Here is a 23253-nt window from a genome sequence, read left to right as displayed (position 1 = left end):
TGAAGCGGGTTGGACCCGCGCGGGGAGCGCCTGATTAACTCAAGGGGAGGCAAGCGACTCCCGGCTAACGATTGAGGCCCCCGCGCGCGTCTTTCATCAGGGTCCGGGCAAAAGCCCAAGATGACCGGTTGTAGTACCGCAGTCCTTCACCTTCTCGCACCGACACGACAGGGTTCGATCAACAGTCAGAAAACAGGATCAGGAATGAAACGATAAAACTTCAGAACGCTTGCAAAGAATGGGGAAGCCCTTGTAGTAGAGCTAACCGGCGCTGCGCGGCCTTATCGCGCAGCGTCCAGCGACCGAAGGGAGCGAGGTTGAGCGCCGGGTTATGCATTAAGGCCCGCAACGATCTTGGTTGAACTCCGCTTTTATGTATTTATATGTGCCGCTGGCATACAGATAAGGGTGGTCATTGTCTCTGCAATTGGCGGAATGTGTAATTCTTGCGCCAGAGTTGGTGAATAGCATCTTTAGCTTGCAGCCAGGGCTTGAATAAGTGATGCGTTTCGCATTTAGTTTTGACTGAAACCAAAGCCCATCGATGCGGGCATTCATGCATTCTTTAGAGGGACAGTAAGCTGTAGCAATCACCACATTAAGATAATTGTTTGGCAGTTGCGTAATACAGATGCGATTTGCTGCACCGCCAAAGTCAGGCTTGGCTTCAAAATACCCAACAAAATGAGGCTCAGCCAATACGGCGGATGAGTGCAATACAAAAATGAGAATAGCGAAAAAGTGTTTATGCATAACGTGCTAGCTCAGCCGACGGCAGACAGCGCAGCTGGCTGACGGTCGGCTGGAGCGGAATGTTATGCGGCATATAGCACCTTCAATTTCAAAATAATTTCGTCGTACTTGGCCGTAACAAGTCCGATGGATGGGTGGTAGCGGAAGCCAGAATGGTCGTCGCTTGCAGCACAAAGGGCGCGCTTCGCATGAGTGCTAGCGATTTCAGTCTCGCCTGAATCAGCTTTGATCAGTGCATTCGCGGCATGCCAACGGAAATGTTCAACAGGAAACACCAGGCGGGACTCATGGAGAGCGAGCAATTCCTTTGCTCGATTGTAGTACCCCCGAAGACCACAACTAGCCACAAGGAACGGAAGATCGAGATATGCCTGGGTCCGCAGATTTGGAAACACAGATTCTCTAGCTAGAGCTGCTTCATATGCAGCAATCGCATCCTCAACACGGCCAAGAACCAAGAGCGCCGTGGCTCGATCAACGTAAGCCTGCGCATGATCAAAATCGTCGTGTAGCGCGAAGTAACGATCAAGTAGCTTGAGGGCGACTTCTGGATGCGAACGCGCTAGTGCATTTCCTTGGATGCGGAGGTATTGCTCCTTCCTCCGGGCGCGACGGAGTTTCTCGTCGAAGGCTCGTTCGGTAGCCTCATCCCACGTTGTATTGCGAAACCAATCAGCGCTCATTGTTTACCGCATAACGTAGAGCTAACCGGCGCTGCGCGGTTTTATCGCGCAGCGTCCAGCGACCGAAGGGAGCGAGGTTGAGCGCCATGTTAGGGCGATTTTTCAAGGAGCACCTTGTAGTAGTCAACGACATTGTTTTCTGCGCCTTGCATGATGCGATTTAGTGCTCGCCCCCATGGCCAGAAGTTGCTCCCAGACTTGGTTTTTAGCCCAGGAAACTTTTGACCGTTGAGATTTACTATGCCCCATTCAGCACCGTGATTGCGGCGACAAACTTCGCCGATGTAGCTGCCGAAGCCTTTTGCAAATGACATTACTTGTTCCTCGGTTGGCTTCGGCGTTGTGCTTGCGTACGAAGAGTGCATAAGCGCCAACGCCTTTTCTACATTCGAAATACTTGTGTCTGTCCAATCAAGGGTGATACCAAACTGTTTCTTCGAATACTCGACTGCATCGAGTGCATAAGCCTCAGCGACCTTTTGGACGTTTGGATCAGGAACAAAGGATTGAGTCGTTTTGCCATTCGCCAAGGCAGAACCTCCGATAAGGGAAAAAACCAGAGCGAGCGATGAGAGTAGATACCGCATGCGTTAAGACCTAACGTAGAAGTAACCGGCCTGCGCGGCTTTTCGCGCAGGTCCGGTTGACTGCCGGGTTAGCGATTATTTCCACCATTTCTTAACGTAAAAAGGTTTAACGGCTTTCTTGATTTCCACTGCGGTTCCATTTTCGTCGCTGGCCATGATGTCAATGTACTCGCCTTCTCCGAGATAGCCCTTGGTAGCAATTGCCAAATCTTTGGATATTCCGCTAATAGCAGTCTTGTCTTTGGTGACCACCTCCAGAACAAGTGCAAGATGTGGTTTCTCACCATCTCGAACGTAAACAACTTGGCCAAGGTATGCTGCCTTAACCTCACGGTTTCTCGAGGACAGGTTTTTCTTAAGCGATTCAACTAGGCCGGCAGGAATCTTCGCTGGAGCCCCGATTAATACCTGAGTTCCAGCTGGAACACGCTCTTCCTTGGCTTGACCTAGATTTTGCTTTAGCCATCTGATCTCATCGGGGACAAAAGTCTTTACGTGTTCCGTTCCGACATTGAGGGCCCAGTGAAACTCGGGGGACATCATTTCAACAATTGCGTGGCCGGGAATTGCTGCAAAACCAACCTCTCTTTTCGCCCACGAGAGCAAACGCTCTTCTGAGTCAAAAAGCATTATGTATTTAGTGCCTTCAGATTCAACGATGATTGGAGAAATGGTGTCTTGTTCTCCGGCACGCTTTGTTTTCTCCTGAAGCGGAGCATTTGCTGTTGCGATAAAGATCGTCGCATTTAGGAAGGCGTTGTAAAAAACGGCCTCCTGTTTAGTTTGCATTGCTGTTACATATGCCTGATCCAGAGGGCTCATTTGTCTCTTGCTTTCTTGAGCGTAAGTGGCGAAGGAAAAAACCAGAATTGAGGCGGCGAAGTAAAAGCGCATATCGCTAACGTGGAAGCTCAGCCGACGGCAAAAAGCGCAGCTTTTTGACGGTCGGCTGGAGCGGATTGTTGGGCGGCGTTGGACTCAGTATTTGCATGGAGTGAAGGAACGGTACTCGGCTGGTGAAATGGAAACCCACTCTATTTGGCTCTTTTCTGGTGACTGAGTGGGTGCAAGTTTGGTTTGAACGTTGTAGAAGCCTGGTTTAGCTTCGATTTCGGCCGACTTGTAGCCCTGCGCAGTGACCGCGAAAGTAAAGGGTAAGGCATCAGCAACGTGCATGTTGAAGCAACCTTTCGAGTCTGTTGTGCTGGTCGTTCCATAAAGCGAGACGTTAGCGTTGGCCACAGGTAGGCCATCTGAATTCAAGACAGCACCGACAAGCGAGGTTGCGGGATGGCAAGGAACAAATGCGCAGCAGCCCGTTAGAGCGATGCACATGGCCGTCGGAAAGAAAAGTGCAAAGAGTGACCGCATTTTCTATGACGCCCAACGTTTTAGGTAAGGGGCGCTGCGCGGAGCTTTATCGCGCAGCGTCCAGCGACCGGAGGGAGCGGCCTTGACCGGAATGTTAGAACTCACGACGCTTGATCTCTAGAGGCGAGTTTGTGCCTTTGTCGATGGCACTGAGCGAAATTTGCCCATTTTCTACAGAGAGCGTGACTGCGACTTGAGGAATTCCGCGCGGTGCGGGAGGAATGCCGACAACTGCTACGGCGACCACTTTGTTTGCTTTTTTCGTTACCTCGGCGATGCCACGAAATATGAACAGTTTGATTTCTGTTTGCCTATCGTCAGCGGTAGAAAACACCTGAGTAGTGAAACAAGGTGTTTGACACCCTGTTTTGAGGAGAGGCGTGAATACCCCACCAAGCGTTTCAATGCCGATATTTTCAACGAGTGTGCCTCTCACAGAAACTGCGTGAGTAGGCTTCTCTAGAACGACAGGCTCTGCGGAAGCCATCCCACTGGCAAGAGCGAGGCATAAGCAGATTGATCGGAGCGCGGGATTTATCATGAGTTCTAACGTTCAGTAGACACCTTTGCAGGTGTCTACTTCCTGCATGGGGGGTGCATAAATATGTTTTGTGCGTGGTAACATCATGATTCTATTGGCTTGAATTTTTATGTTATGTCTGACATTGAATCTTCTGCACCGCAGTCGCCAAAATTGCTTGATCAGGTGCGTGACAAGTTGCGTCTCAAGCATTACAGCATTCGGACAGAAACACAATATGTCCAGTGGATACGCCGGTTTATCCTTTTTCATGACAAGCGCCATCCCCGTGAGATGGGGGCTGGGGAGGTCGAGGCGTTTTTGACGCATCTTGCGGTCGAGGGGCGGGTGGCCGCTTCGACGCAGAACCAGGCGCTTTCGGCGCTGCTATTCCTGTATCGCGACGTATTGGGGATTCAGTTGCCGTGGCTGGACCAGGTGGTGCGTGCCAAGCAGCCGCAGCGGCTCCCGGTGGTGTTGACGCGGCAGGAGATCGCGGCCTTGCTGGATCGCATGAGCGGCCTGCATGGGTTGATGGCGCGGCTGCTATATGGCACGGGAATGCGCTTGATGGAGTGCGTTCGCCTGCGCGTCAAGGATGTTGATTTCGAGCGGGCCGAAATTGTGGTGCGGGATGGCAAGGGGGCGAAGGACAGGGTGACGATGTTGCCGCGCACGCTGATCGAGCCTTTGCAGGATCATTTGCGCTGGCGACGAACCTGTTATGAAGATGATCTTGCCAGGGGCAAGGCGTCGGTTTACCTGCCGAATGCGCTGGATCGAAAATATCCGAATGCTGAAACGGATTGGGCGTGGCAGTATATTTTTCCTGCGGCGGGGTATTCCATCGATCCGCGCAGCGGCGTTGAGCGCCGTCATCACCTTGATGAAAAGGCCTTGCAGCGGGCAGTCAAAAAGGCACTTCAGGCGAGCGGCATCGCCAAGCTGGCGACGCCGCATACCTTCCGCCATTCGTTTGCCACCCATCTGCTGCAATCCGGCTACGATATCCGCACGGTGCAGGAGTTGCTGGGCCACGCCGATGTGACGACCACCATGATTTATACGCATGTCTTGAACAAGGGCGGGCGCGGCGTTGTTTCGCCGTTGGACGTTTGAAAAGAAACTTATGAAAAAACAGGACGCCGGACAAGGGCGCGAAACTCCCACGGCCATCGGCTTGACCAGCGACGCGCGTCGCCTGAGCAGCCTGAGGGCCGAATTACGCCGCTCGAGCGGTGAAAAACAGCAAAAACTGCAGGCCGATCTGGCGGCATTGATCGAGCGTTCGCGCGCGGCGGTGCAGGAACGGCGCGCCAAGTTGCCGAAGCCGGAATTCCAGACCGACCTGCCGGTCAATGAACGTCGGGCCGACATTGCCGAGCTGATCGCCAACAATCAGGTGGTCATCGTTTGCGGTGAAACCGGCTCGGGCAAGACGACGCAGTTGCCGAAGATTTGTCTCGATCTTGGCATCGGGGCGCGCGGCCTGATCGGTCATACCCAGCCACGACGGCTGGCGGCCCGTTCGGTGGCGACCCGGCTGGCGCAGGAGTTAAAGACGCAGGTTGGCGCCGGCGTCGGCGTCAAGATCCGCTTCCACGACAAATCGACATCTGAGAGCTGGGTCAAGCTGATGACCGACGGCATCCTGCTCGCCGAATCGCAGTCCGATCCGTACCTGAACGCCTACGAGGCGATCATCATCGACGAGGCGCACGAGCGCAGCCTGAACATCGATTTCCTGCTCGGCTACCTGAAGCAGTTGCTGCCCAAGCGTCCGGACCTGAAGCTGATCATTACCTCGGCGACCATCGATGCCGAGCGTTTCTCGCAGCATTTCAGCGCCCATGGCAAGTCGGCACCGGTGATCGAAGTATCGGGCCGGCTCTTCCCGGTCGAAGTGCGCTATCGGCCGGTCGTCGATATCGACAAGAAGGATGACGAACGCGACCTGTACGACGCCATTGTCGATGCGGCCGATGAGCTTTCCCGGCTGGGCAGTGGCGATATCCTGGTCTTCCTGCCCGGCGAGCGGGAAATTCGCGAGGCGGCCGAAGCCTTGCGCAAGCACGCGCTGGCCCGGCCGGGCCTGTCGAGTGCCCATGCGCCGGAAATCCTGCCGCTGTTCTCGCGCCTTTCGGCCGGCGATCAGGACCGCATCTTCAAGCCTTCGGGCGGCCAGCGGCGCATCGTGCTGGCCACCAACGTGGCCGAAACCTCGCTGACTGTACCGGGCATCCGCTACGTGATCGACACCGGCCTGGCGCGGGTCAAACGGTACTCCTACCGCAACAAGGTCGAGCAGTTGCAGGTCGAGCCGATCTCACAGGCCGCGGCGCGGCAGCGGGCCGGTCGTTGCGGCCGGGTGGCGGCGGGTGTTTGCGTGCGCCTCTACGACGAGGCTGACTTCAATGCCCGGGCGCCGTTCACTGATCCGGAAATCCTGCGTTCCTCGCTGGCTGGCGTGATCCTGCGCATGAAATCGCTGAAGCTGACTGATGTCGAGAGCTTCCCGTTCATCGAACCGCCGCCGGCCAAGGCGATCAGCGACGGCTACGCACTGCTCCAGGAACTCGGCGGCTTGGACGACGACAATCGTCTGACCAAAGTTGGCGACGCGCTGGCCAAGCTGCCGCTCGACCCGCGCATCGGCCGCATGCTGGTCGCGGCGCGCGACCTCGGCTGCCTGAAGGAAGTCCTGATCATTGCCGCCGGCCTGTCCACGCAGGACCCGCGCGAACGGCCGCAGGAGCGCCAGCAGGCCGCCGACGAGAAGCACAAGCAGTTTGCCGATGAGAAATCGGAATTCCTCAGCTGGGTGAAGCTGTGGGGCTGGTTCCAGAATGTCGTCGAGCACAAGAAATCGAACAAGCAGCTGATCGACAATTGCCACGCTCATTTCCTGTCCTACCTGCGTCTGCGCGAATGGCGCGAGGTCCATGGGCAACTGCATGCGATGGTCACCGAACTGGGCTGGAAGGAAAACGATCTGCCCGGTACCTTTGATGCCATCCATCAGGCGCTGCTGACCGGCCTGCTCGGCAACATCGGCTGCAAGTCGGATGAATCCGGCTACTACCTCGGGGCGCGCGGCATCCGTTACTTGATCCACCCCTCGTCGCCGCTGCAGAAGAAGGCCGGCAAGTGGATCATGGCGGCCGAGATCACCGAAACAACACGCTTGTTCGGCCGCTGCGTGGCCCGTATCGAAGCGGACTGGATCGAGAAAGTGGGCGCTCACCTTATCAAGCGCCAATACTTTGATCCGCACTGGGAAAAGAAGTCGATGCAGGTCGCCGGCTGGGAGCGGACGACGCTTTACGGCATCGTGATCAACCCCAAGCGGCGCATCCATTACGGCCCGCTGGCCCCGGCCGAAGCGCGCGAGATTTTCATCCGCCAGGGGCTGGTCGGCGAGGAAATCGACGAGTCCTTCGCCAAGTGCTGGCCTTTTTTCCAGCACAACCAGAAGCAGATTCGCGACATCGAGAAGATCGAGCACAAGCAGCGTCGGCAGGACGTGCTGGTCGACGACGAACTGATCTTCGGCTTCTACGACCACCTCATTCCCGAAGGCATCCACAACGGCGCCACCTTTGACCACTGGCGCAAGACGGCCGAGCAGGAAAACCCGAAGCTGCTGTTCCTGTCGAAAGACGACCTGATGCGCCACTCGGCGGCAGGCGTCACCACCGAAGCCTTCCCGCATCACATCAAGGTGGGCGGCGTCGAGTACGGGCTGACCTACCATTTCGAGCCAGGTTCGCCGCGCGATGGCGTGACGCTGACCCTGCCGCTGGCGCAGCTGAACCAGATTCCGGTGCTACGCATGGAATGGCTGGTGCCGGGGCTGCTGAAGGAAAAGCTGGTGCAGCTGATCAAGACGCTGCCGCAGAAGATCCGCGCCAAGCTGGTGCCGGTGCCGGAGTTCGTCGAGGAATTCATCGCGGCCACCGCCGGCAACGACAAGAAGATGAACCAGGGGCTGATCCCGCCGTTGATCGACTACATCCTCGAAGCGCGCGGCCTGAATGCCCGCGGCTGGGCGGTGACGCCGGATGCTTTCCGGCCCGATGCCCTGCCGCCGCACTTCTCGATGAACTACAAGCTGATCGACGAACACGGCCGACAGCTCGACATGAACCGCAGCCTGCTGGCTTTGCGTGGCGAGTGGGGCAAGGAGGCCAAGGAAGAGTTCGCCGATTTGCACGAAACGCCGTCCGAATACACCCAACTGACCGACTGGACCTTCGGCGAACTGCCCGAATTGATGGAGGTTCCGGTCGGCAAGCAGACGGTGATTGGCTATCCGGCGCTCTCCGACGAGGGCGAAACGGTTAGCCTGAAGGTGTTCGATTCGGCCGAAGAGGCTGCCGAGACGCATCGCAAGGGGCTGGCCCGCCTGTTCATGCTGCAGTTCAAGGAGCAGGTGAGGTACTTCGACAAGAACGTGCCTGGCCTGACCCAGATGGGCATGCAGTACATGCCGCTGGGCAGCACCGACGAACTGAAGCGCCAACTGGTCGACCTGAGTTTCGAACGCGCCTGCCTGACCGAGCCGCTGCCGACCACGCCGGAGGCGTTCAAGGCACGCTGCGCTGAAGCCAAGGCGCGGCTGGGATTGATCATGCAGGAGGTTTGCCGCATGGTTGGTACCGTGCTGACTGAATGGCAGGCGGTGACCAAGAAGCTGCCGGCTTTCAAGGCCCACGCCGCGGCGGTGGCCGACATCGAGGCGCAACTGAAGCGCCTGCTCGGCAAGAACTTCGTCGTCGATACGCCGTTCGAACGTCTGCAACATTACCCGCGTTACATGAAGGCGATCGTGGTCCGCCTCGACAAGCTGAAGGCCAACCCGGCCCGCGACGCCCAACTGATGGCCGAGTACGGGCCGCTGTGGAGCAACTACGAGCGCCGTGCCATCCAGCTGGCCAAGCTGGGTACGCTCGACCCGCAGGTCGAGCAGTTCCGCTGGCTGCTGGAGGAACTTCGTGTCGGCTTGTATGCGCAGGAACTGCGCACGCCAGTGCCGGTCTCCACCAAGCGGCTACAGAAACAATGGGAAGGGATCAAGAATGGGTGAAGTCATGCTGGCGCTGGCGAGAACCTTCGCCAACCTGAAAAGCGGCAAGGTCTGGCTCTATGTGCTGACCCCGGCCCTGTTCTCACTATTGCTCTCGATCGGCTTGGCGGTCTGGGCGTTGGGCTGGGTGGTCCAGCAGATGATGGCCTATCCGCCGATGACGCTGCTGGTTGGCTGGGGGCTGGTCTGGCTGGCGCATATCCTGGCCTACCTCGGCGGCTGGATGGCGATCTTTGCCATTGCCTACCTGACGGCCTCGCTGCTGGCGGCCATCGTGATCCTGCCGTTGATGCTCAAGCACCTGTCGGACACCGAATACCACGATGTAGCGCCGATGGGGCGGGACAGCTTTGTCGCCGCAGCGATGAACAGCGTGGTCGCCTCGGTGATCTTCGTGATCGGCTGGCTGGTAACGATCCCGTTGTGGTTGATCCCCGGCTTCTCGCTGCTCATTCCGTTGTTGCTGATGGGCTGGCTGAACCGGCGCACCTTCGCCTACGACGCGTTGTCGATGCACGCCACTGCCGGGGAGTGGCAGGAAATCCGGACGCGGCAGAAAGCGCCGCTGTTCATGCTCGGCCTGACCATGGCGCTGTTGGCCCACGTGCCGGTCATCGGCCTGCTGGTGCCAGCCCTGGCCGCGCTATCATTCGTTCATTACGGATTGGAAGCCCTGCGCCGCTCGCGCGGTGGCGCGGTCGTGACCATTGAAGGAGAGCGTGTATGAGCCGTACCTTTGGCGCCATCATCATCGGCGACGAGATTTTGTCGGGCAAGCGACAGGACAAGCATTTCGCCAAGATTGCCGAACTGCTGGGGCAGCGCGGCCTGCGTTTGAGTTGGGTCGAATATCTCGGTGATGACCGTGAGCGTCTGGCTGCCACCTTCAAACGCACGATGGCAGCCGGCGATGTGGTGTTTTCCTGTGGCGGCATCGGCAACACGCCGGATGATCATACGAGGCAGGCGGTGGCAGCAGCGCTCGGTGTCGATCTCGAACTGCACTCTGAGGGCTTCGAGGAACTGAAGGTTCGCTTCGCCGGTGAAGAAATCACCGACAAGCGCAAGCTGCTGGTCACCTTCCCGGCCGGCGTACAGATCATCCCGAATCCGTTCAACCGCATTCCCGGCTTCATGGCCAACGAGCACTACTTCGTGCCCGGCTTCCCGCAGATGGCCCACCCGATGATCGAGTGGGCGCTCGATACCTTCTACCGGGATCAGTTCAAGGCGGTCGATGGCATGGTCGAAAAAGCCTTCCTGCTGACCGGCCCAACGGCCTACGAAAGTGCATTGCTCGACCTGATGGAGCGCATCGTCGCAGATTACCCAAGCCTGCGCCTGTTTTCGCTGCCCTCCTTGGTTGGCAAGGAGCGCAAGCATCTGGAGCTCGGTGTCGAAGGCTCGCCGGAACTGGTCGACAAGGCGATGGAGGAAATTCGCAGCGAGGTGGAGAGGCGGGGCATCCATTGGGCCTGGCGCCCGTGATGCAGCCGCACTAATCGGAGTTGCAGGCGTAAAAAAACCGCGATTTTGTCGCGGTTTTTTCTGGGCCGATAGCCAGCCGAAAGACGAGGCGCCGGTATTACTTGGCGGTGCTCTTCTTGGCAGCAGCGGCGGTTGCGCTGGTCTTGGCTGGTGCCTTGGTAGCGGCAGCCTTGGTGCCAGTCGCCTTGGTGGCGGTCTGGATATTGGCTTCAGCGATCTCGGACAACTGGCGGGTCACCGAGTTGAGGCTTTCAAACGCTTGGGAAGAAGCGTTGATCACGGAATTCATGGCTGCGGCGAAAACGTCGCCGCCGATCGGGGCGGAGGCGCTGGCTTTCTGCACGGCGCTGGCTGCATTCTTGGTCAGGTTGCCGTATTGGGCTTCGATGACGGAGGTCAATTCCTTCTGCACATCGGTCGTCAGTTCGTAGACGTTACGCGAGTACTCGACCAGCTTTTCCAGGTTCGGCTGAGCCAGCTCGGCGTTGAGCTTGGCAACGGCAGCAGCATCCTTGGCGCCCAGCAGTTGCTGGGAGTTGGCGACGGAATTGTTGAAGAATTCGCGCGATGCAGCGACATTCAGTGCGGTCAGGCGCTCGACGCCGTTGAAGGCGGTGCGCAGCAGGGCCAGCATGACTTCAGCGTTGGCTTTTTGGGCTGCGGCGAGTTGTTCGATATTCGGGTTGCTCATCTTTTTCTCCTCGAGATTGGTGGGGACGGCGGATGAAACAATACCCCCGCCGAGGCGGGGGTATGGGGTATGGCTAATTACTTGCGCTTGGAAGCGGCGGTAGAAGCGCTGACAGCCTTGACGGTGGCGTTGGTGGCAGCAGCAACATTGGCTTCGGTGATTTCAGCAACTTGCTTGGCAGCCTTGTTCAGGTTGTCGAAAGCGGAGTTGGCAGCAGCGATGGCGCTCTTGACGGCAGCAACGGCAACGTCAGAACCAGCCGGGGCAGACTTGGCAGCCTTGTCCAGCAGATCAGCAACTTGCTTCTGGAAGCCGCCGAATTGGGCTTCGATGCTCTTGGACAGCTCTTCCTGAGCCTGTGCAGAGATTTCGTAGACGCTACGGGAGTAGGCAACAGCCTTCTCGACATTCGGCTGGGCCAGGGAAGCCTGGATGGAGATGGCTTCTTGAACGTCCTTGGCGCCGAGCAGGGCCTTGGTGCCGGAGACGGAGTCTTCCAGAACGGAACGGGCGGTGTTCAGGTTCAGGGCAGCGATGCGCTCGGCGGAAGCCAGGGCAGCGTTGGCAACGGACAGCAGGGAATCAACGGTTGCCTTGTTGGCAGAGGCGAATTGTTCCGGGGTGGTGAAGTTGAAAGCCATGGGATATCTCCTGAATGAATTTGTGACGAACTGGGGAAAAAACCGTTGCAGCGCGCTTTCATCAAGCAATGTTGCACCGCACCATGACCTTTATTATAGGGATGATTGTCATGTTGTCAACAATATTTTTGTGCAGTGCACAAAAAATAATTAAGCCATGAAAATCATGTGCTTGTCAGGTGCTGCGGCGCCTGATTTGCTGCGGTTTTGCAGCAGTTGGCGAGGCAAGACGCACTACTGCGGTGCGGCTTGCAAGTCCAGTCCGCCAGAGCCCTTGAGCTCCAGGCGTTCACCGCGGGCAGCCGGCCGTTGTGCCTCGCCATCCTTATTCTTCGGCTGGATCACGGCGCGAACCCGCGGCGCCGGGCCTTTCGGGTCACGGGTCTCGCCGGCGGTGACCAGGTACTTTTCGCTAACGGCGTCGTACCAGATGTAGTCGCCCCTGACCAGGTCTTCGCCGCTCTTGACCCAGGCGCGATGGAAGAGCTCGGCGATTTCGCTGTTGGTGTTGTACTCGATGCGCTCAGCTTCGCCTTCGACGTACTCCTCCTTGCCCTCCCGCTTCTGGCGGAAATAGGCGAGCCCATTCTTGCCGTTGAAGGCGGTCCCTTTCTGGAATCCGTACTGGTCTTCCGTGATGACCACCCGGTCGGCCTTCAGAATCATCGTTCCCTTGGTGATCACGACATCGCCTTCGAGAATCTGAATTTTCTTGGCGTCATCGATCGAAACACGGCTGGCTTCCAGCAACATCGGCTTGTCGCGGTCGGCCTTTTCGGCGTGGGCGGGCAGCGTGGCGAACAGGCAGAGGGTGAGCGTGGCAAGGCGAATGATCATGGCGTGGCTCTGGGTCGGATATATTGGCCTTTGACCTGCGATTGCAGAACGAAGGTGGAGTTGTTGTTGTCAATATGGGCGCCGACGCCGGTCATCCAGGACTGGCCCTGGGTGATCTCGACCGGGCTGTTGGTAAAGGCAAATCCGGCATCGGGCTGGGCGGTGAGGTCGGGCATGCGTGCCACCAGTTCAAGGCGATCCGCAGCACCAGCCCGGGTAACGCTGACATTTTCCCAGATATAGACGGTTTCGCCCTTTGAGGTGACCTTGGCGTAGTTACCCTTGACGGTAATCGAGGGGGCGTCGGGGCGGTAGCTGATCAGTATCGGCGACTTGAGTTCCGAGGAGTCGTCATCCGGGAAATGTTCGAGATAAGGGGCCGTCAGGCGATATCTGACCTCTCCGGTTGCATCGAAACGACGAACGGTGAAGTTCTCGGCAATGGCATCGGGGTCGTGGCGGAACTTGCCGTCATGTTTTTCGTTGCCGGAGTCGATCGTACTCTGCAGCCAAAAGGTCAGTCCTGCCAGCAGGGCCAGCATGATGATCGGAAAGAGTTGGCTGGGCCAGTGCTTCATTGTGGGTCGAGGTAGGGTGCGAAAGCAGCATCGAGCTTGCCCTGGGCGGCAAGGATGAATTCGACCGCTTCGCGCACGGCGCCATGGCCGCCGGCCGCCTCGGTGACGGCGTGGGCGCGTTCCTTGACGATAGCCCGGGCATTGGCCGGGGCGATGGCCAGGCCGCATTGCGCCATGGCCTTCAGGTCGATCAGGTCGTCGCCCATGAAGGCCAGTTCCGACCAGTTCAGCCCCAGTTGCTCGAGCAGCTTGCCTGCGACGGAGCGCTTGTCGCCCACACCATGGAAGACGTGCTCGATACCGAGGTCTTTGGCCCGGCAATTAACGACATTGGAGTTGCGCCCGGTGATGATCGCCACTTCGATGCCGGCCCGCTTCATCAGCACGATGCCGAGGCCATCCTGAACGTTGAAGGTTTTGAACTCGTGGCCGTCGTCGGAATAGTGCAGTCCGCCGTCGGTCATCACGCCGTCGATGTCGAAGGCGACCAGCTTGATGCGGGCGGCGCGGGCTTTGGTGTCCATCAGATAACCTTGGCAGTGAAGAGATCGTGCATGTTCAGCGCACCGATCAGGTGATTTTCAGCATCGACGACGAGCAGGGCGTTGATGCGCAGGCGCTCCATCATTTCGACGGCTTCGACGGCCAGGCGGTCGGGGCCGATGGTGCGCGGCGCGGCGTGCATGACCGAGGCAATGTCGCCCTGTTGCAGGTCGATGCGTTTTTCGAAAGCGCGACGCAGGTCACCGTCGGTAAAGATGCCGAGGACGATATTGGCCGGATCGGTGATTGCGACGAGCCCGAGGCCGCCACGCGACATGGCGATGATCGCGTCGGTGATGGGGGTGGCCGGAGTGACGGCGGGAACCTTGTCGTCGGCGCGCATGACATCGCGAACATGGGTCAGCAGGCGGCGGCCGAGCGAGCCGCCGGGGTGCGAACGGGCGAAATCTTCCGGCCCGAAGCCACGGGCATCGAGCAGGGCGACAGCCAGGGCATCACCCAGGGCGAGTGCCGCCGTGGTGCTGGCCGTGGGGGCCAGATTGTGCGGGCAGGCTTCCTGTTCGACGCCGGCGTCGAGATGAATGTCGGCTTCACGAGCCAGCGTTGAGGTCGGAACGCCGGTCATTGAGATGATCTTGGCGCCCTGGCGCTTCAGTGCGGGCAGGATGCTGAGCAGTTCGCCGGATTCGCCGGAGTTCGACAGGGCAAGCAGCACGTCATCGCGAGTGATCATGCCGAGATCGCCATGGCTGGCTTCGGCCGGATGGACGAAGTAGGCCGGGGTGCCGGTGCTGGCCATGGTCGCGGCGATCTTGCGGGCAATATGGCCGGACTTGCCCATGCCGCTGACGATCAGACGCCCGTGGCTGTTGAGTATCAGCTCGACGGCCTTGGCGAAATCGCCGTTGATTCGGCCCTGCAGGGCCTCTACGGCGGCAGCCTCGATGCTCAGGGTCTGGCGACCCAGTTCCAGAGCGCGTTCCGGCGAAAAGCGATGGGGTTTAGGGCTTGGGTTCATGGGCTGGCTGCGGTTATGATGTTCCAAGTATACCTGAATCGCGAAAACGGCCCTTGAGCGCACTTTCCCTCGTCCTTCTGCTGCTTGGCGCCTCGGTCCTGGCCGTGGTCATCTGCCGGCGCATCAACCTGCCGCCGGTGCTCGGTTACCTGTTCGTTGGCAGCGTCATCGGGCCACATGCGCTGAACCTGATGCACGACATGCACCAGGCCGAATATCTGGCCGAATTCGGCGTCGTTTTCCTGATGTTCTCGATTGGCCTCGAGTTCTCGCTGCCCAAGCTGTATGCGATGAAGCGCATCGTGTTCGGGCTTGGCCTGCTGCAGGTGGTTCTCAGTATGGCGCTGGTTGCCGGCCTAGTCATGCTGTTCGGGGTTAGTTGGCAACTGGGTATCGCGCTGGGCGGGGTGTTTGCCATGTCGTCGACGGCGGTGCTGACCAAGTTGCTGGCCGAGCGCATGCAGCTCGATTCGCCGCATGGTCGGGAAATCATGGGCGTGCTGCTGTTCCAGGATCTGGCCGTTGTGCCTTTGCTGGTGATCATTCCCTCGCTGACCGAACCGCCGGAAAAACTGGCCATGCTGCTCGGTGTGGCCTTGATCAAGGCGATTGTCGTGCTGGCGGTGATTCTCGTCTTTGGCCAGCGCCTGATGCGCAAGTGGTTCCATTTTGTCGCCCGCGCCAAGTCATCCGAAGTGTTCGTGCTCAATGTGCTGCTGATTACCCTCAGCCTCGCCACCATCACCGAACTGGCCGGGCTTTCCTTGGCGCTGGGCGCTTTCGTGGCCGGCATGCTGATCTCGGAAACCGAATACAAGTTTCAGGTGGAAGAAGACATCAAGCCCTTCCGCGATGTGCTGATGGGGCTGTTCTTCGTCACTATTGGCGTCAAGCTGGACCTGCATATCCTGCTCGGGTTGTGGTGGCAGGTGTTGCTGGCCTTGGTTGCGCTGCTGGTGATCAAGTCGCTGGTTGTCGGCGTGCTGTCGTGGCGGCTGGGCGCTTCGCCAGGAAACGCCATCCGTTCGGCCTTGTGGTTGTGCGCCGGTGGCGAATTCGGCTTTGTGCTGCTCGGCGAAATTTTGCATCTGCCCCGGGAAATCCAGCAGATCGCGTTGACTGTGCTGGTCTTGTCGATGCTGATTGCGCCTTTCATCGTTCAGTACAGCGAACGGGTCGTCATGCGTTTCGTGGCCAGCGAATGGTTGATGCGTTCGATGCAATTGACCAAGATCGCAGCCCAGTCAATGGGCTCGGAAAAGCATGCCATTCTTTGCGGTTTCGGGCGAAATGGCCAGTATCTCGCCCGTTTTCTGGCGCAGGAAGATATTAATTACGTGGCTCTCGACCAGGACCCGGATCGCGTTCGGGAGGCCGCTGCCGGTGGTGAAAATGTGGTTTACGGTGATGCCGGACGGAAAGAGGCGTTGATGGCCGCCGGGCTGATGCGGGCCAGCGTCGTTATTGTGACTGTCAGCGATACGCCCCTGTCTGAAAAGATCTTGCATCATGTTCAGGAGTTGCGTCCCGATGTGCCGGTGATCGTGCGTACTGCCGATGAACGCGATATGGAGCGCCTGACCCGGGCCGGAGCGGCCGAAGTCGTGCCGGAGGCGCTGGAGGCCAGCCTGATGCTGGCTTCCCACGCATTGGTACTGGTCGGTATCCCGATTAACCGGGTGCTCAAGCGCGTTCGCCAGACTCGCTCAAAACGTTACAGCCTGTTGCGCGGCTACTATCGAGGCATGTCGGACCGCGATCATGATGAAGAAGACGAGTATCAGCCTCGTCTCCACTCCGTGCTGCTCGTTTCCGGTTCGGCCGCAATTGGACGGACGCTGGATGCGCTGAATCTGGACGCACTGGGTTGCGAGGTCAGTGCCATTCGCCGGCGCGGCATCCGGGCGTTGGAGCCGGCTCCGGAAACCCGGCTGGAGGAAGGCGATGTCGTGGTCTTGCTCGGCCTTCCCGAAGTGGTCATGGCGGCCGAGGAAAGGCTGCTGCAGAATTGAAAAAGCCCGCCGAAGCGGGCTTTTTCAATGGTCATTTTGCCATCAGAATGTCATGCAAACGGTGTAGCCGGTAGTATCGAAATCAGCGGTCGTTGACGCGATGGCAGCTGCCGGAGCAGCAACTGTCCCACCGGTCACCAAGGCGCGCACGCGAAGCGACCCGGTCGTTGTGTTGTTGTCGTCTATGGTGGCATCAAGCTGACGCGCAAATTTTCCCAGAATGCCGCTGGAGCAAAAAACGTAGGTTCCCGTCATGCCGATAATCGGGATTTGCGAGGTGATCGCCCCGGTCAGGCCAATACGCCCGCCTTCAACATTGATCGGGTAGTACTCGGCCTGGGTCATGTCGGTCGGTCCGGCCAGAAAATTGGTCAGTCGAACGGCTCGCCAGTATTTGGCGGATTCGTCGGTAGCTGTTTGGGAATTCCATTCACCGTCGATACGGCCGTTTCCGTTTCCAGCATCCGATGGGAGGCCTCCGGGAAGATTGGTCTCGGCGCGAAGATCATCTCCCGGCACAGCACGGAAGCGATCCTGATAACCATAGATGGCCAGCGGTGCGTTCTTGAAATCATTCGCCAGATTCTTCACCTTCGCGCTGTTGATCAGCTCCTGCCCCTTCAAAACGCCACCCAGCAACAGGCCAATGATGACCAGAACGATGGCGATTTCGACCAGGGTGAAGCCTTTTTGTGTGTTTTTCATGGCATGCTCCGTTAAATGTTTCTGGGTGGCTATTCGCAAGTTCCGTGCCTATGACTTTTGGCGAGGATTTGGCAATTGTGGTAGCGGAGTAATCAACTTCTGTCGAAAAATGAACAGGGTGTCTGAAAGATGAACGCCGGGGCTTCCGGAAAATTGACAGTTCGCCTGGCCAATTGGCCGCATCTGCTACTGGCCGCCCATTTGTCGATGTTGCACGCCCTGGCTTTTGGCGGCTGGCAGATACCTGCGGTCAAATTGCTGTGGCTGGTGGCTTTGGGACTTTTCCTGATCTGGCAGCCGTTTGTTGCAGGAGAACGGCGGATCAGCCTGCGCCAGAGCATCATGCTGCTCGGGGCCGTGCTTGTCTCAACCCTGTTGCTGGGGCCTTGGCTATTGCTGATCTGGTGCGGCGCGCTGGCCGCCTCGATTGGCGGGCGGGGACTTGGTGCCGAGAACCAGCGCGAGCGGGTCGGTTATCTGCTGGCCTTCGGGTATTTGATCGGGCTGACGGTGCTGGGGGTGGTCCCGGAGCTCTCGCCGGCCGTCCTGATTGATCCTGACTTGCGCGGCTGGGTGGCTCGCCTGATGCCGGTGGCCTTGCCGCTACTGCTGCTGTTTCCGGCGCATGCTCCACAGCGCCGGTCCGGCGAGGCCTTCGATCTCTTTTACGGGATGCTGGTCTTTCTGGTGCTGGCGGTTTTCGTGCTGGGCGCGTTGGCTTACATGCTGATTGCTGGCAGCGGCTATATCGAATCACTGTTCAAAACATCCATGGCTGTCGCCGGCGCCTTGCTGCTGGTTGCCTGGGCATGGAATCCGCGAGGCGGTTTTTCCGGGGTCGGGTCGGCAATTTCGCGTTATCTGCTGTCGCTGGGCATGCCTCTGGAGCAATGGCTGGTGCAGCTTTCCGAAGAAAGCGAGAGGCACTCCGATCCGGCGCGTTTCCTCGGGGCCGTCATGTCCCGCCTGGGGGCAATGCCGTGGGTACTCGGAGCCTCCTGGGCGGCGGGTGAGATTGAGGGGCAGATGGGCGAGCAGGCGACGGATCGTCATACCTGCCAGGTCAATGATGTTGCCTTGTCGCTGCACTTTCGCCATGCGCCTTCGCCAGCCATGCGCTGGCATGTCGAGTGGCTGTTGCGCCTGGTGATCGAGTTTTATCTGGTCAAGCGGCAGAGTGAGCAGTTGCAACGCCTGGGTTATGTCCAGGCAATTCACGAAACCGGGGCGCGCGTTACCCACGACGTAAAGAATCTGCTGCAGTCCTTGCAGGCCCTTTGTTATGCGGCGACCCAACCGGGGGATCCGGCCGAAGTGGCGGGTTTGCTTGGCCGACAGTTGCCGCAAATTGCCGATCGCCTGAAGGCAACGCTCGACAAATTGCAGTCGCCACAGATGGAAACTGTCGGGAATGTGGCGGCTGATATCTGGTGGGGCAGACTGAAGGATCGCTATGCCCACGCGCCGGTCGATTGGCGCGACAGTGGTGGGGCTGACCGCAGGGTACCGCTCGGGTTGTTCGACAGCGTGGCGGAGAATTTGCTGCAGAACGCCATGGCCAAGCGCCAGCGCGAGCCTGGATTGCACATTGGCGTGGCTTTTATCGACGGTAGTTTGACCGTCAGTGATGATGGCACCGCCATTGAGCCGCTGAGAGCCAAGATCTTGCTCAATGAGCCGGTCAATTCCGAGGATGGACTCGGCATAGGGCTCTATCACGCCGCCCGTCAGGCTGAGGCAATGGGGTATCGCTTGTCTTTGACGGAAAACAGGCCGGGGCGAGTGGCGTTTACGCTGTCACCAGGCTCGTAGTCGATTTGCCATCCTGCAGGCCGATCAGGCGATAGACCACGGTGTTGCCTTTGCCCTTCAGATGCAGGGTTTGGGGTTCATCGAAGGCAAAGTGCCCGGCCAGGCGATGATAGGTGGTTGCGTCAAGCTGGATCATTCCCGGTGTGCCTTCGCTGGTGATCCGGCTGGCCAGATTGACGGTATCGCCCCAGAGGTCATAAATGAATTTCTTTTTACCGACGACGCCGGCAACGACTGGGCCGGTGCCAATGCCTATGCGCACGTCAAGGTGCATGTCGTTGACCGTGAAGTCGCGATGCAGCAGGTCGCGCATGGCGATGGCCAGTTCGGCGATGGATTGCGTGTAATTGTTCAGTTCATTATTCAGACCGCCAGCCACCATGTAGGCATCGCCGATGGTCTTGATTTTCTCCATGCCATATTGCTCGGCCAGTTCGTCGAAAGACGAAAATATCCGGTTGAGCATGGCAAAGACCTGCTGCGGTGTCATGCCCTCGGCAATTCGGGTGAAATTGACGATGTCGACAAACATCACCGTGACGTCTGCGAAACCGTCGGCAATGGCCTGGCTGTCATGCTTCAGTCGTTCGGCGATGGGGCCGGGCAGGATGTTGAGCAACAGGCGTTCTGAGCGCTCTTGTTCATCCTGTAGCAGGCGATGGGTTTCCTCAAGGCTGGCCTGTGTCTTCGCCTTTTCCTGCACGGCATAACGCAGTAGCAGGTAAACGATGCTGGAAATGGCGGCGAAATTCAGCGCGAAGAAAAAGACGCTGGTTCTGGTCGAAATCTGAGGGGCATTGCTGGCCAGGCTATCGGCCAGGACATAGTCGAAAAACCCGGAGAGTGCGGTCAGGAAAATGTAGGCGAAGAACCAGGCCAGCGACTCCCTGACGCCGAAGAAGAGCACCGCGCCAATTGGTGCGAGCAAGCCCCACAGGCTGGTGCCGCTGGCTGTGATGAAGTTGCCGATACTCCACTGCACGGCAAAGGGGGCGAAAAGGAACAAGGCCAGTTGCGTGTAGCGGAACAGGTCGAAATTGCCGCTACGGGTGTAATAAAGCAGATTGCCGACCAGCAGCAGTTGGAAAACAAACGGTGCATTGGCAGAAAACTGTGGCCCCATCTGGCCGTACAGGAAAAGCCAGAGCATGGAACCGAGACAGACAAGACCCGTGGCGAAAACCAGTAAGGATTTTTTCAGCCGAGTTTCGGCATCGTCATTCGGCTTGATGCCGGCGGTACGGAGGGACTCGAGAAAGGGCTGCTGGCTCACGATGGGACTGGGACTAGCTCATAACGAATGCATAGCCCAGTTTGGCAGTCGGGGGGGCGCAGGTCAATACGCCAGCATTGCCCTACGGCAGCCGGCCAGCGGCGATCAGGCGGTTATACAGGATGTTTGGCGAAAGCCAGATGACGAGATCGTCGAATTCGTTGGCACCGGCACTCGTTGGCGTGTGGGAGACGAAGAGTCGGTCGGTATCGCCATTGGCCTGCTCGTCTGCGCTAACCGGGGCGGCGGCACCATTTTTGCCGCGGGAATAGATGACGGCGACGGCATTGTTCGCCAATTCGCTACCGGCTGCACAGGAAGCGCTGGCGCCACTCCCGGTCATCCCGAGCGCACTGCTGCAGATTCGCAGGTCTGCAGCAAGCGCAGTTCCCGCGTTCCAGGCAGCCTTGATCTGGTTGGCGGTCGATACCTGTGATGAAACGGCTTTGGTGATGGCGTAGCGTACCGGGTTACCCCATCCATCGACGGCGTAGCCGGCTTCGTTGCTTGGGCTAAGCCCCAAGGTCACCGCAGGGAGAAAACCATCCCAATTATCGTTACAGTTCCCTCCGCCAAGGGGGGACTCGACCCCCGTTGCTCCGCCAATGGCTGGACAGGGAAGCCGCCCGTTAGCCGCCACATAGCCGAGCAAGGCATCGCGTGCATCGTTCAGGCGACGCTGGGTTTCCGAGGCTGCAATGGTGTCCATTTGTGCGCTCACCGCCATCATCAGCCCCCCCGAGAGCAGGGCTACGATGATCAGAACGATAGCCAGTTCGATAAGAGTAAAGCCGCGGTTGTGTCTGGTCAGGGACATGCGGTTGCCGTGCAAGGTGTCACATTCATGGTTTTTGTTCCAAGACTTAATCGTGACGATGTGGGGGAGAGATTGGTATAGCTTACGTTGGCAAACCAGAGATTTGGGTTGGTGGCAGGAGCAAGCCATCCCAAGGTTTGCGCATCGAACAAAAGACTACTCAAGCTTGTTCCGGTCGGGGGGAAGCTTCCGTTGTCATTGTAGTATCGCCTTAGTCCGTTTTGCAGACCGAACGCCCCGCGGATTTCAGCAAGAACCCGGAAGGTCATGGCCTGGAATATTTCCTGGGAAGTGATCGAAATGACCTGGTCGTTGAACGTGGTGTTTGGGCCTGTGCTGGTGAACGCAGTGCCACTGGCATTGTCCATATCCAGATAATTGACGCGTGAAGGCGGAGATCCTGCGCTGGGGATGGTTCGATTTTGCCCGACGAGCGGTGCGCCTGGTGCGATGATGATGGCCGCGGCGCTGTTGGTGATTCCGTCGAGTTGCAATTGTCCTGTACTGACGCCGACGCTACCGAGGGGCGGCGTTCCGCGAAAACCAGGCGAGAGGGCGTACCACAGAATTTCGCCCGAGGCATCGACCGGGCTGTCTAAGCCAAGCGTCCGCCAAGGAATTCGGCCAATCTGGAGTGTCGCATTGGAGCAGGAGATCAGCGCGCTCCCTTCGTTCGCGCCCCCTATCGCCGTAGTGTCTTCGGGGCAAGGTAGTCTTCCTGGAGTGGTGCGGTGGGTAACCGACCAGGCGATTATCGCCTCCTTGGCTTGGCGTAGAGCGACCTGGGTTTTTGCATCCTGATTCAATCGCTGCTTAGGGGCGTTGGTGGCCGACAGTAGCAGGGTGGCTCCGACCCCCAGAATCAGAAACAGGAATAACAGCAGCGCAATTCCCGATTGAGAACGCAGGGCGCTTGCCATACCTATTGCGCTCGACGAGGTGGCTTAACGATGATTTTGCCGCTGCCCAGCACGCTCTGATGCTCGCCGCTGCCCGGGAGGTAGGTATCGCCGACCGGGATGCGGGGGGCTGGGGCCGTGTTGTCCCAGTTTGCTGTGCCATTGATCCAGCGGGTGCGGCGGCCGTTGCTGCTGCGAACTTCCCCGTTGATGGTCAGGCTGGCATCACTATCTCCAGTGTCCTGAAGAAAACTGGGGTTGCGTTGGCGCTGGATGTCGAGTTTGGCGCGTTGTTGTGGGTCGAGGAACAGCCGGCCGAGCGGGGGCGTATCGGCCTGGCCGGGGAGCATGGTGAGGAAGAGTAGCAGGGCAAAGGCTTGGCGCAGCACGGTCAGTTCTTTCCGGAAGGCAGGCGAACTGTCAGCCATTGCATTTCACATTCGGCGCCAAGCAGGGCCATGGGGCCTCTCCCATCTCCTTGTTCGGGCACCGGTGAGAGTTTGCAGGAGCGGACGATGACGAGGGATTTTGCGCTTTTTTCGATGCGGCTCAGGCTGTTCAGCAGGTCTTCTTCATGCAGCAGACGAAACTGGATCTTCAGGGGGCTGCTGTACCACCCGTCATTGCCGTCAAGAGCGGTTCGGGCGCCAAATTCGTATTTCATGCCGGGAACGCGCAAATCGCGCTGGGTATCGCGCAATATTTCCATCCAGTCCAGCCGCTTTTCTTCGCCAGCGATACCTGAATTCTGCAGGCGCTGCAGAATCTGCGTGCGTTCCTTGATATCCGTTTCTTCAGTGCGGACCTGGCGCAGGCGTTGTTCGATCTGGTTTTTTGCGGCTGCTGCAGTATTCCTCTCTCTTTCGGCCTTGTGGACATCCTGCAGGGCTGCATTGCTGAGCAGGAAGGCAATGATGAGAAGTACGAGCATGGCAGCCAAAGGCAATCCGAGTTTTCGGAAATCATTGCGGGTCCAGA

24 protein-coding genes are annotated in these 23253 nt (G+C 58.5%); 6 read left to right on the top strand and 18 right to left on the bottom strand.

Going from position 1 to position 23253, the window contains the following annotated elements:
* Nucleotides 1-336: 336 nt before the first annotated feature.
* From DARO_RS22935 to DARO_RS17515, 6 genes are all read right to left on the bottom strand, one after another.
* A complete protein-coding gene (locus tag DARO_RS22935) occupies nucleotides 337-753 on the bottom strand; it encodes a hypothetical protein (RefSeq protein WP_011289158.1) in 417 nt (138 codons plus the stop codon).
* 62 nt (nucleotides 754-815) lie between these two features.
* On the bottom strand, nucleotides 816-1436 hold the full coding sequence (locus tag DARO_RS17530) for a tetratricopeptide repeat protein (RefSeq protein ID WP_011289157.1): 621 nt from the start codon (nucleotides 1434-1436) through the stop codon (nucleotides 816-818).
* Nucleotides 1437-1525: 89 nt separating this feature from the next.
* Nucleotides 1526-2023: a hypothetical protein gene (locus DARO_RS17525; protein ID WP_011289156.1), complete on the bottom strand. Its 498-nt coding sequence runs from the start codon at nucleotides 2021-2023 to the stop codon at nucleotides 1526-1528.
* A 75-nt stretch (nucleotides 2024-2098) separates the two neighbouring features.
* Nucleotides 2099-2917 (bottom strand): enhanced serine sensitivity protein SseB, encoded by an 819-nt coding sequence (locus tag DARO_RS21930; RefSeq protein WP_011289155.1) that lies wholly within the window; start codon nucleotides 2915-2917, stop codon nucleotides 2099-2101.
* An 84-nt stretch (nucleotides 2918-3001) separates the two neighbouring features.
* Nucleotides 3002-3358: a carboxypeptidase-like regulatory domain-containing protein gene (locus DARO_RS22930; RefSeq protein ID WP_198134065.1), complete on the bottom strand. Its 357-nt coding sequence runs from the start codon at nucleotides 3356-3358 to the stop codon at nucleotides 3002-3004.
* A gap of 130 nt (nucleotides 3359-3488) precedes the next feature.
* On the bottom strand, nucleotides 3489-3881 hold the full coding sequence (locus tag DARO_RS17515; protein WP_198134064.1) for an Hsp70 family protein: 393 nt from the start codon (nucleotides 3879-3881) through the stop codon (nucleotides 3489-3491).
* Nucleotides 3882-4049: 168 nt separating this feature from the next.
* Here DARO_RS17515 and DARO_RS17510 point away from each other — a divergent pair, with 168 nt between their 5' ends.
* From DARO_RS17510 to DARO_RS17495, 4 genes are read left to right on the top strand one after another with little or no spacing between them, the layout of a single operon-like run.
* Nucleotides 4050-5033, top strand: a complete 984-nt coding sequence (locus DARO_RS17510) for an integron integrase (RefSeq protein ID WP_011289152.1) — start codon at nucleotides 4050-4052, stop codon at nucleotides 5031-5033.
* A gap of 10 nt (nucleotides 5034-5043) precedes the next feature.
* A complete protein-coding gene (gene hrpA / locus DARO_RS17505; RefSeq protein WP_083761550.1) occupies nucleotides 5044-9000 on the top strand; it encodes an ATP-dependent RNA helicase HrpA in 3957 nt (1318 codons plus the stop codon).
* Complete coding sequence (locus DARO_RS17500; RefSeq protein WP_011289150.1) at nucleotides 8993-9727, top strand: EI24 domain-containing protein; 735 nt, start codon at nucleotides 8993-8995, stop codon at nucleotides 9725-9727. Before hrpA ends, DARO_RS17500 begins: the two co-directional genes overlap by 8 nt.
* Nucleotides 9724-10488 carry a molybdopterin-binding protein gene (locus tag DARO_RS17495; protein WP_011289149.1) on the top strand — a complete coding sequence of 255 codons (765 nt, stop codon included), beginning with the start codon at nucleotides 9724-9726 and terminating at the stop codon, nucleotides 10486-10488. Before DARO_RS17500 ends, DARO_RS17495 begins: the two co-directional genes overlap by 4 nt.
* Nucleotides 10489-10585: 97 nt before the next feature.
* On the opposite strand, the gene DARO_RS17490 is transcribed toward DARO_RS17495, so the two are convergent.
* The 6 genes from DARO_RS17490 to DARO_RS17465 all read right to left on the bottom strand — a co-directional run bounded on the left by DARO_RS17490 (nucleotide 10586) and on the right by DARO_RS17465 (nucleotide 14757).
* Complete coding sequence (locus DARO_RS17490; RefSeq protein ID WP_011289148.1) at nucleotides 10586-11179, bottom strand: TIGR01841 family phasin; 594 nt, start codon at nucleotides 11177-11179, stop codon at nucleotides 10586-10588.
* A gap of 77 nt (nucleotides 11180-11256) precedes the next feature.
* Nucleotides 11257-11820, bottom strand: a complete 564-nt coding sequence (locus DARO_RS17485) for a phasin family protein (RefSeq protein WP_011289147.1) — start codon at nucleotides 11818-11820, stop codon at nucleotides 11257-11259.
* A gap of 234 nt (nucleotides 11821-12054) precedes the next feature.
* Nucleotides 12055-12657: a lipopolysaccharide transport periplasmic protein LptA gene (lptA, locus tag DARO_RS17480; RefSeq protein ID WP_011289146.1), complete on the bottom strand. Its 603-nt coding sequence runs from the start codon at nucleotides 12655-12657 to the stop codon at nucleotides 12055-12057.
* On the bottom strand, nucleotides 12654-13235 hold the full coding sequence (gene lptC / locus DARO_RS17475) for an LPS export ABC transporter periplasmic protein LptC (protein ID WP_011289145.1): 582 nt from the start codon (nucleotides 13233-13235) through the stop codon (nucleotides 12654-12656). The genes lptA and lptC overlap by 4 nt, the downstream gene beginning before the upstream one ends.
* The gene (locus tag DARO_RS17470; RefSeq protein ID WP_011289144.1) at nucleotides 13232-13759 is read right to left on the bottom strand and encodes an HAD-IIIA family hydrolase; all 528 of its coding nucleotides are present in this window, start codon (nucleotides 13757-13759) and stop codon (nucleotides 13232-13234) included. Before DARO_RS17470 ends, lptC begins: the two co-directional genes overlap by 4 nt.
* Entirely contained in the window at nucleotides 13759-14757 is a 999-nt protein-coding gene (locus DARO_RS17465; protein ID WP_011289143.1) for a KpsF/GutQ family sugar-phosphate isomerase, read from the bottom strand. Before DARO_RS17465 ends, DARO_RS17470 begins: the two co-directional genes overlap by 1 nt.
* A gap of 53 nt (nucleotides 14758-14810) precedes the next feature.
* Here DARO_RS17465 and DARO_RS17460 point away from each other — a divergent pair, with 53 nt between their 5' ends.
* Nucleotides 14811-16769, top strand: a complete 1959-nt coding sequence (locus DARO_RS17460; RefSeq protein ID WP_011289142.1) for a monovalent cation:proton antiporter family protein — start codon at nucleotides 14811-14813, stop codon at nucleotides 16767-16769.
* Nucleotides 16770-16811: 42 nt separating this feature from the next.
* Here DARO_RS17460 and DARO_RS17455 read toward each other — a convergent pair whose 3' ends face one another.
* Nucleotides 16812-17474 (bottom strand): prepilin-type N-terminal cleavage/methylation domain-containing protein, encoded by a 663-nt coding sequence (locus tag DARO_RS17455; RefSeq protein ID WP_011289141.1) that lies wholly within the window; start codon nucleotides 17472-17474, stop codon nucleotides 16812-16814.
* Between the two features lie 129 nt (nucleotides 17475-17603).
* Here DARO_RS17455 and DARO_RS17450 point away from each other — a divergent pair, with 129 nt between their 5' ends.
* Entirely contained in the window at nucleotides 17604-19286 is a 1683-nt protein-coding gene (locus tag DARO_RS17450; RefSeq protein WP_011289140.1) for a HAMP domain-containing histidine kinase, read from the top strand.
* On the opposite strand, the gene DARO_RS17445 is transcribed toward DARO_RS17450, so the two are convergent.
* From DARO_RS17445 to DARO_RS17425, 5 genes are all read right to left on the bottom strand, one after another.
* The gene (locus tag DARO_RS17445) at nucleotides 19264-20559 is read right to left on the bottom strand and encodes an adenylate/guanylate cyclase domain-containing protein (protein ID WP_011289139.1); all 1296 of its coding nucleotides are present in this window, start codon (nucleotides 20557-20559) and stop codon (nucleotides 19264-19266) included. The genes DARO_RS17450 and DARO_RS17445 overlap by 23 nt on opposite strands.
* Before the next feature lie 82 nt (nucleotides 20560-20641).
* Nucleotides 20642-21376, bottom strand: a complete 735-nt coding sequence (locus tag DARO_RS17440; RefSeq protein ID WP_011289138.1) for a type II secretion system protein — start codon at nucleotides 21374-21376, stop codon at nucleotides 20642-20644.
* Nucleotides 21367-22296 carry a hypothetical protein gene (locus DARO_RS23170; protein ID WP_011289137.1) on the bottom strand — a complete coding sequence of 310 codons (930 nt, stop codon included), beginning with the start codon at nucleotides 22294-22296 and terminating at the stop codon, nucleotides 21367-21369. The genes DARO_RS17440 and DARO_RS23170 overlap by 10 nt, the downstream gene beginning before the upstream one ends.
* 2 nt (nucleotides 22297-22298) lie before the next feature.
* Complete coding sequence (locus DARO_RS17430) at nucleotides 22299-22703, bottom strand: hypothetical protein (protein ID WP_011289136.1); 405 nt, start codon at nucleotides 22701-22703, stop codon at nucleotides 22299-22301.
* Nucleotides 22667-23206, bottom strand: coding sequence for a hypothetical protein (locus DARO_RS17425; protein WP_198134063.1), 540 nt, complete (start codon nucleotides 23204-23206; stop codon nucleotides 22667-22669). The genes DARO_RS17430 and DARO_RS17425 overlap by 37 nt, the downstream gene beginning before the upstream one ends.
* Nucleotides 23207-23253 lie beyond the last annotated feature (47 nt).

The sequence above is a fragment of the Dechloromonas aromatica RCB genome, from assembly GCF_000012425.1.
The sequence above is the reverse complement of the archived record's forward strand: the minus strand, read 5'-3'. Positions and strand labels throughout refer to the sequence as shown.

What these genes read in the sequence shown, in the direction of transcription:
- DARO_RS17440 (WP_011289138.1), bottom strand. Translation starts at nt 21,376, where the DNA reads ATGTCCCTGACCAGACACAACCGCGGCTTTACTCTTATCGAACTGGCT.
- DARO_RS17525 (WP_011289156.1), bottom strand. Translation starts at nt 2,023, where the DNA reads ATGCGGTATCTACTCTCATCGCTCGCTCTGGTTTTTTCCCTTATCGGA.
- DARO_RS17510 (WP_011289152.1), top strand. Translation starts at nt 4,050, where the DNA reads ATGTCTGACATTGAATCTTCTGCACCGCAGTCGCCAAAATTGCTTGAT.
- DARO_RS17490 (WP_011289148.1), bottom strand. Translation starts at nt 11,179, where the DNA reads ATGAGCAACCCGAATATCGAACAACTCGCCGCAGCCCAAAAAGCCAAC.
- DARO_RS17450 (WP_011289140.1), top strand. Translation starts at nt 17,604, where the DNA reads ATGAACGCCGGGGCTTCCGGAAAATTGACAGTTCGCCTGGCCAATTGG.
- hrpA (WP_083761550.1), top strand. Translation starts at nt 5,044, where the DNA reads ATGAAAAAACAGGACGCCGGACAAGGGCGCGAAACTCCCACGGCCATC.
- DARO_RS17465 (WP_011289143.1), bottom strand. Translation starts at nt 14,757, where the DNA reads ATGAACCCAAGCCCTAAACCCCATCGCTTTTCGCCGGAACGCGCTCTG.
- lptC (WP_011289145.1), bottom strand. Translation starts at nt 13,235, where the DNA reads ATGAAGCACTGGCCCAGCCAACTCTTTCCGATCATCATGCTGGCCCTG.
- DARO_RS22935 (WP_011289158.1), bottom strand. Translation starts at nt 753, where the DNA reads ATGCATAAACACTTTTTCGCTATTCTCATTTTTGTATTGCACTCATCC.
- DARO_RS17455 (WP_011289141.1), bottom strand. Translation starts at nt 17,474, where the DNA reads ATGAAAAACACACAAAAAGGCTTCACCCTGGTCGAAATCGCCATCGTT.
- DARO_RS22930 (WP_198134065.1), bottom strand. Translation starts at nt 3,358, where the DNA reads ATGTGCATCGCTCTAACGGGCTGCTGCGCATTTGTTCCTTGCCATCCC.
- DARO_RS17425 (WP_198134063.1), bottom strand. Translation starts at nt 23,206, where the DNA reads ATGCTCGTACTTCTCATCATTGCCTTCCTGCTCAGCAATGCAGCCCTG.
- lptA (WP_011289146.1), bottom strand. Translation starts at nt 12,657, where the DNA reads ATGATCATTCGCCTTGCCACGCTCACCCTCTGCCTGTTCGCCACGCTG.
- DARO_RS17530 (WP_011289157.1), bottom strand. Translation starts at nt 1,436, where the DNA reads ATGAGCGCTGATTGGTTTCGCAATACAACGTGGGATGAGGCTACCGAA.
- DARO_RS17470 (WP_011289144.1), bottom strand. Translation starts at nt 13,759, where the DNA reads ATGGACACCAAAGCCCGCGCCGCCCGCATCAAGCTGGTCGCCTTCGAC.
- DARO_RS17495 (WP_011289149.1), top strand. Translation starts at nt 9,724, where the DNA reads ATGAGCCGTACCTTTGGCGCCATCATCATCGGCGACGAGATTTTGTCG.
- DARO_RS17430 (WP_011289136.1), bottom strand. Translation starts at nt 22,703, where the DNA reads ATGGCTGACAGTTCGCCTGCCTTCCGGAAAGAACTGACCGTGCTGCGC.
- DARO_RS17485 (WP_011289147.1), bottom strand. Translation starts at nt 11,820, where the DNA reads ATGGCTTTCAACTTCACCACCCCGGAACAATTCGCCTCTGCCAACAAG.
- DARO_RS17500 (WP_011289150.1), top strand. Translation starts at nt 8,993, where the DNA reads ATGGGTGAAGTCATGCTGGCGCTGGCGAGAACCTTCGCCAACCTGAAA.
- DARO_RS23170 (WP_011289137.1), bottom strand. Translation starts at nt 22,296, where the DNA reads ATGGCAAGCGCCCTGCGTTCTCAATCGGGAATTGCGCTGCTGTTATTC.
- DARO_RS21930 (WP_011289155.1), bottom strand. Translation starts at nt 2,917, where the DNA reads ATGCGCTTTTACTTCGCCGCCTCAATTCTGGTTTTTTCCTTCGCCACT.
- DARO_RS17515 (WP_198134064.1), bottom strand. Translation starts at nt 3,881, where the DNA reads ATGGCTTCCGCAGAGCCTGTCGTTCTAGAGAAGCCTACTCACGCAGTT.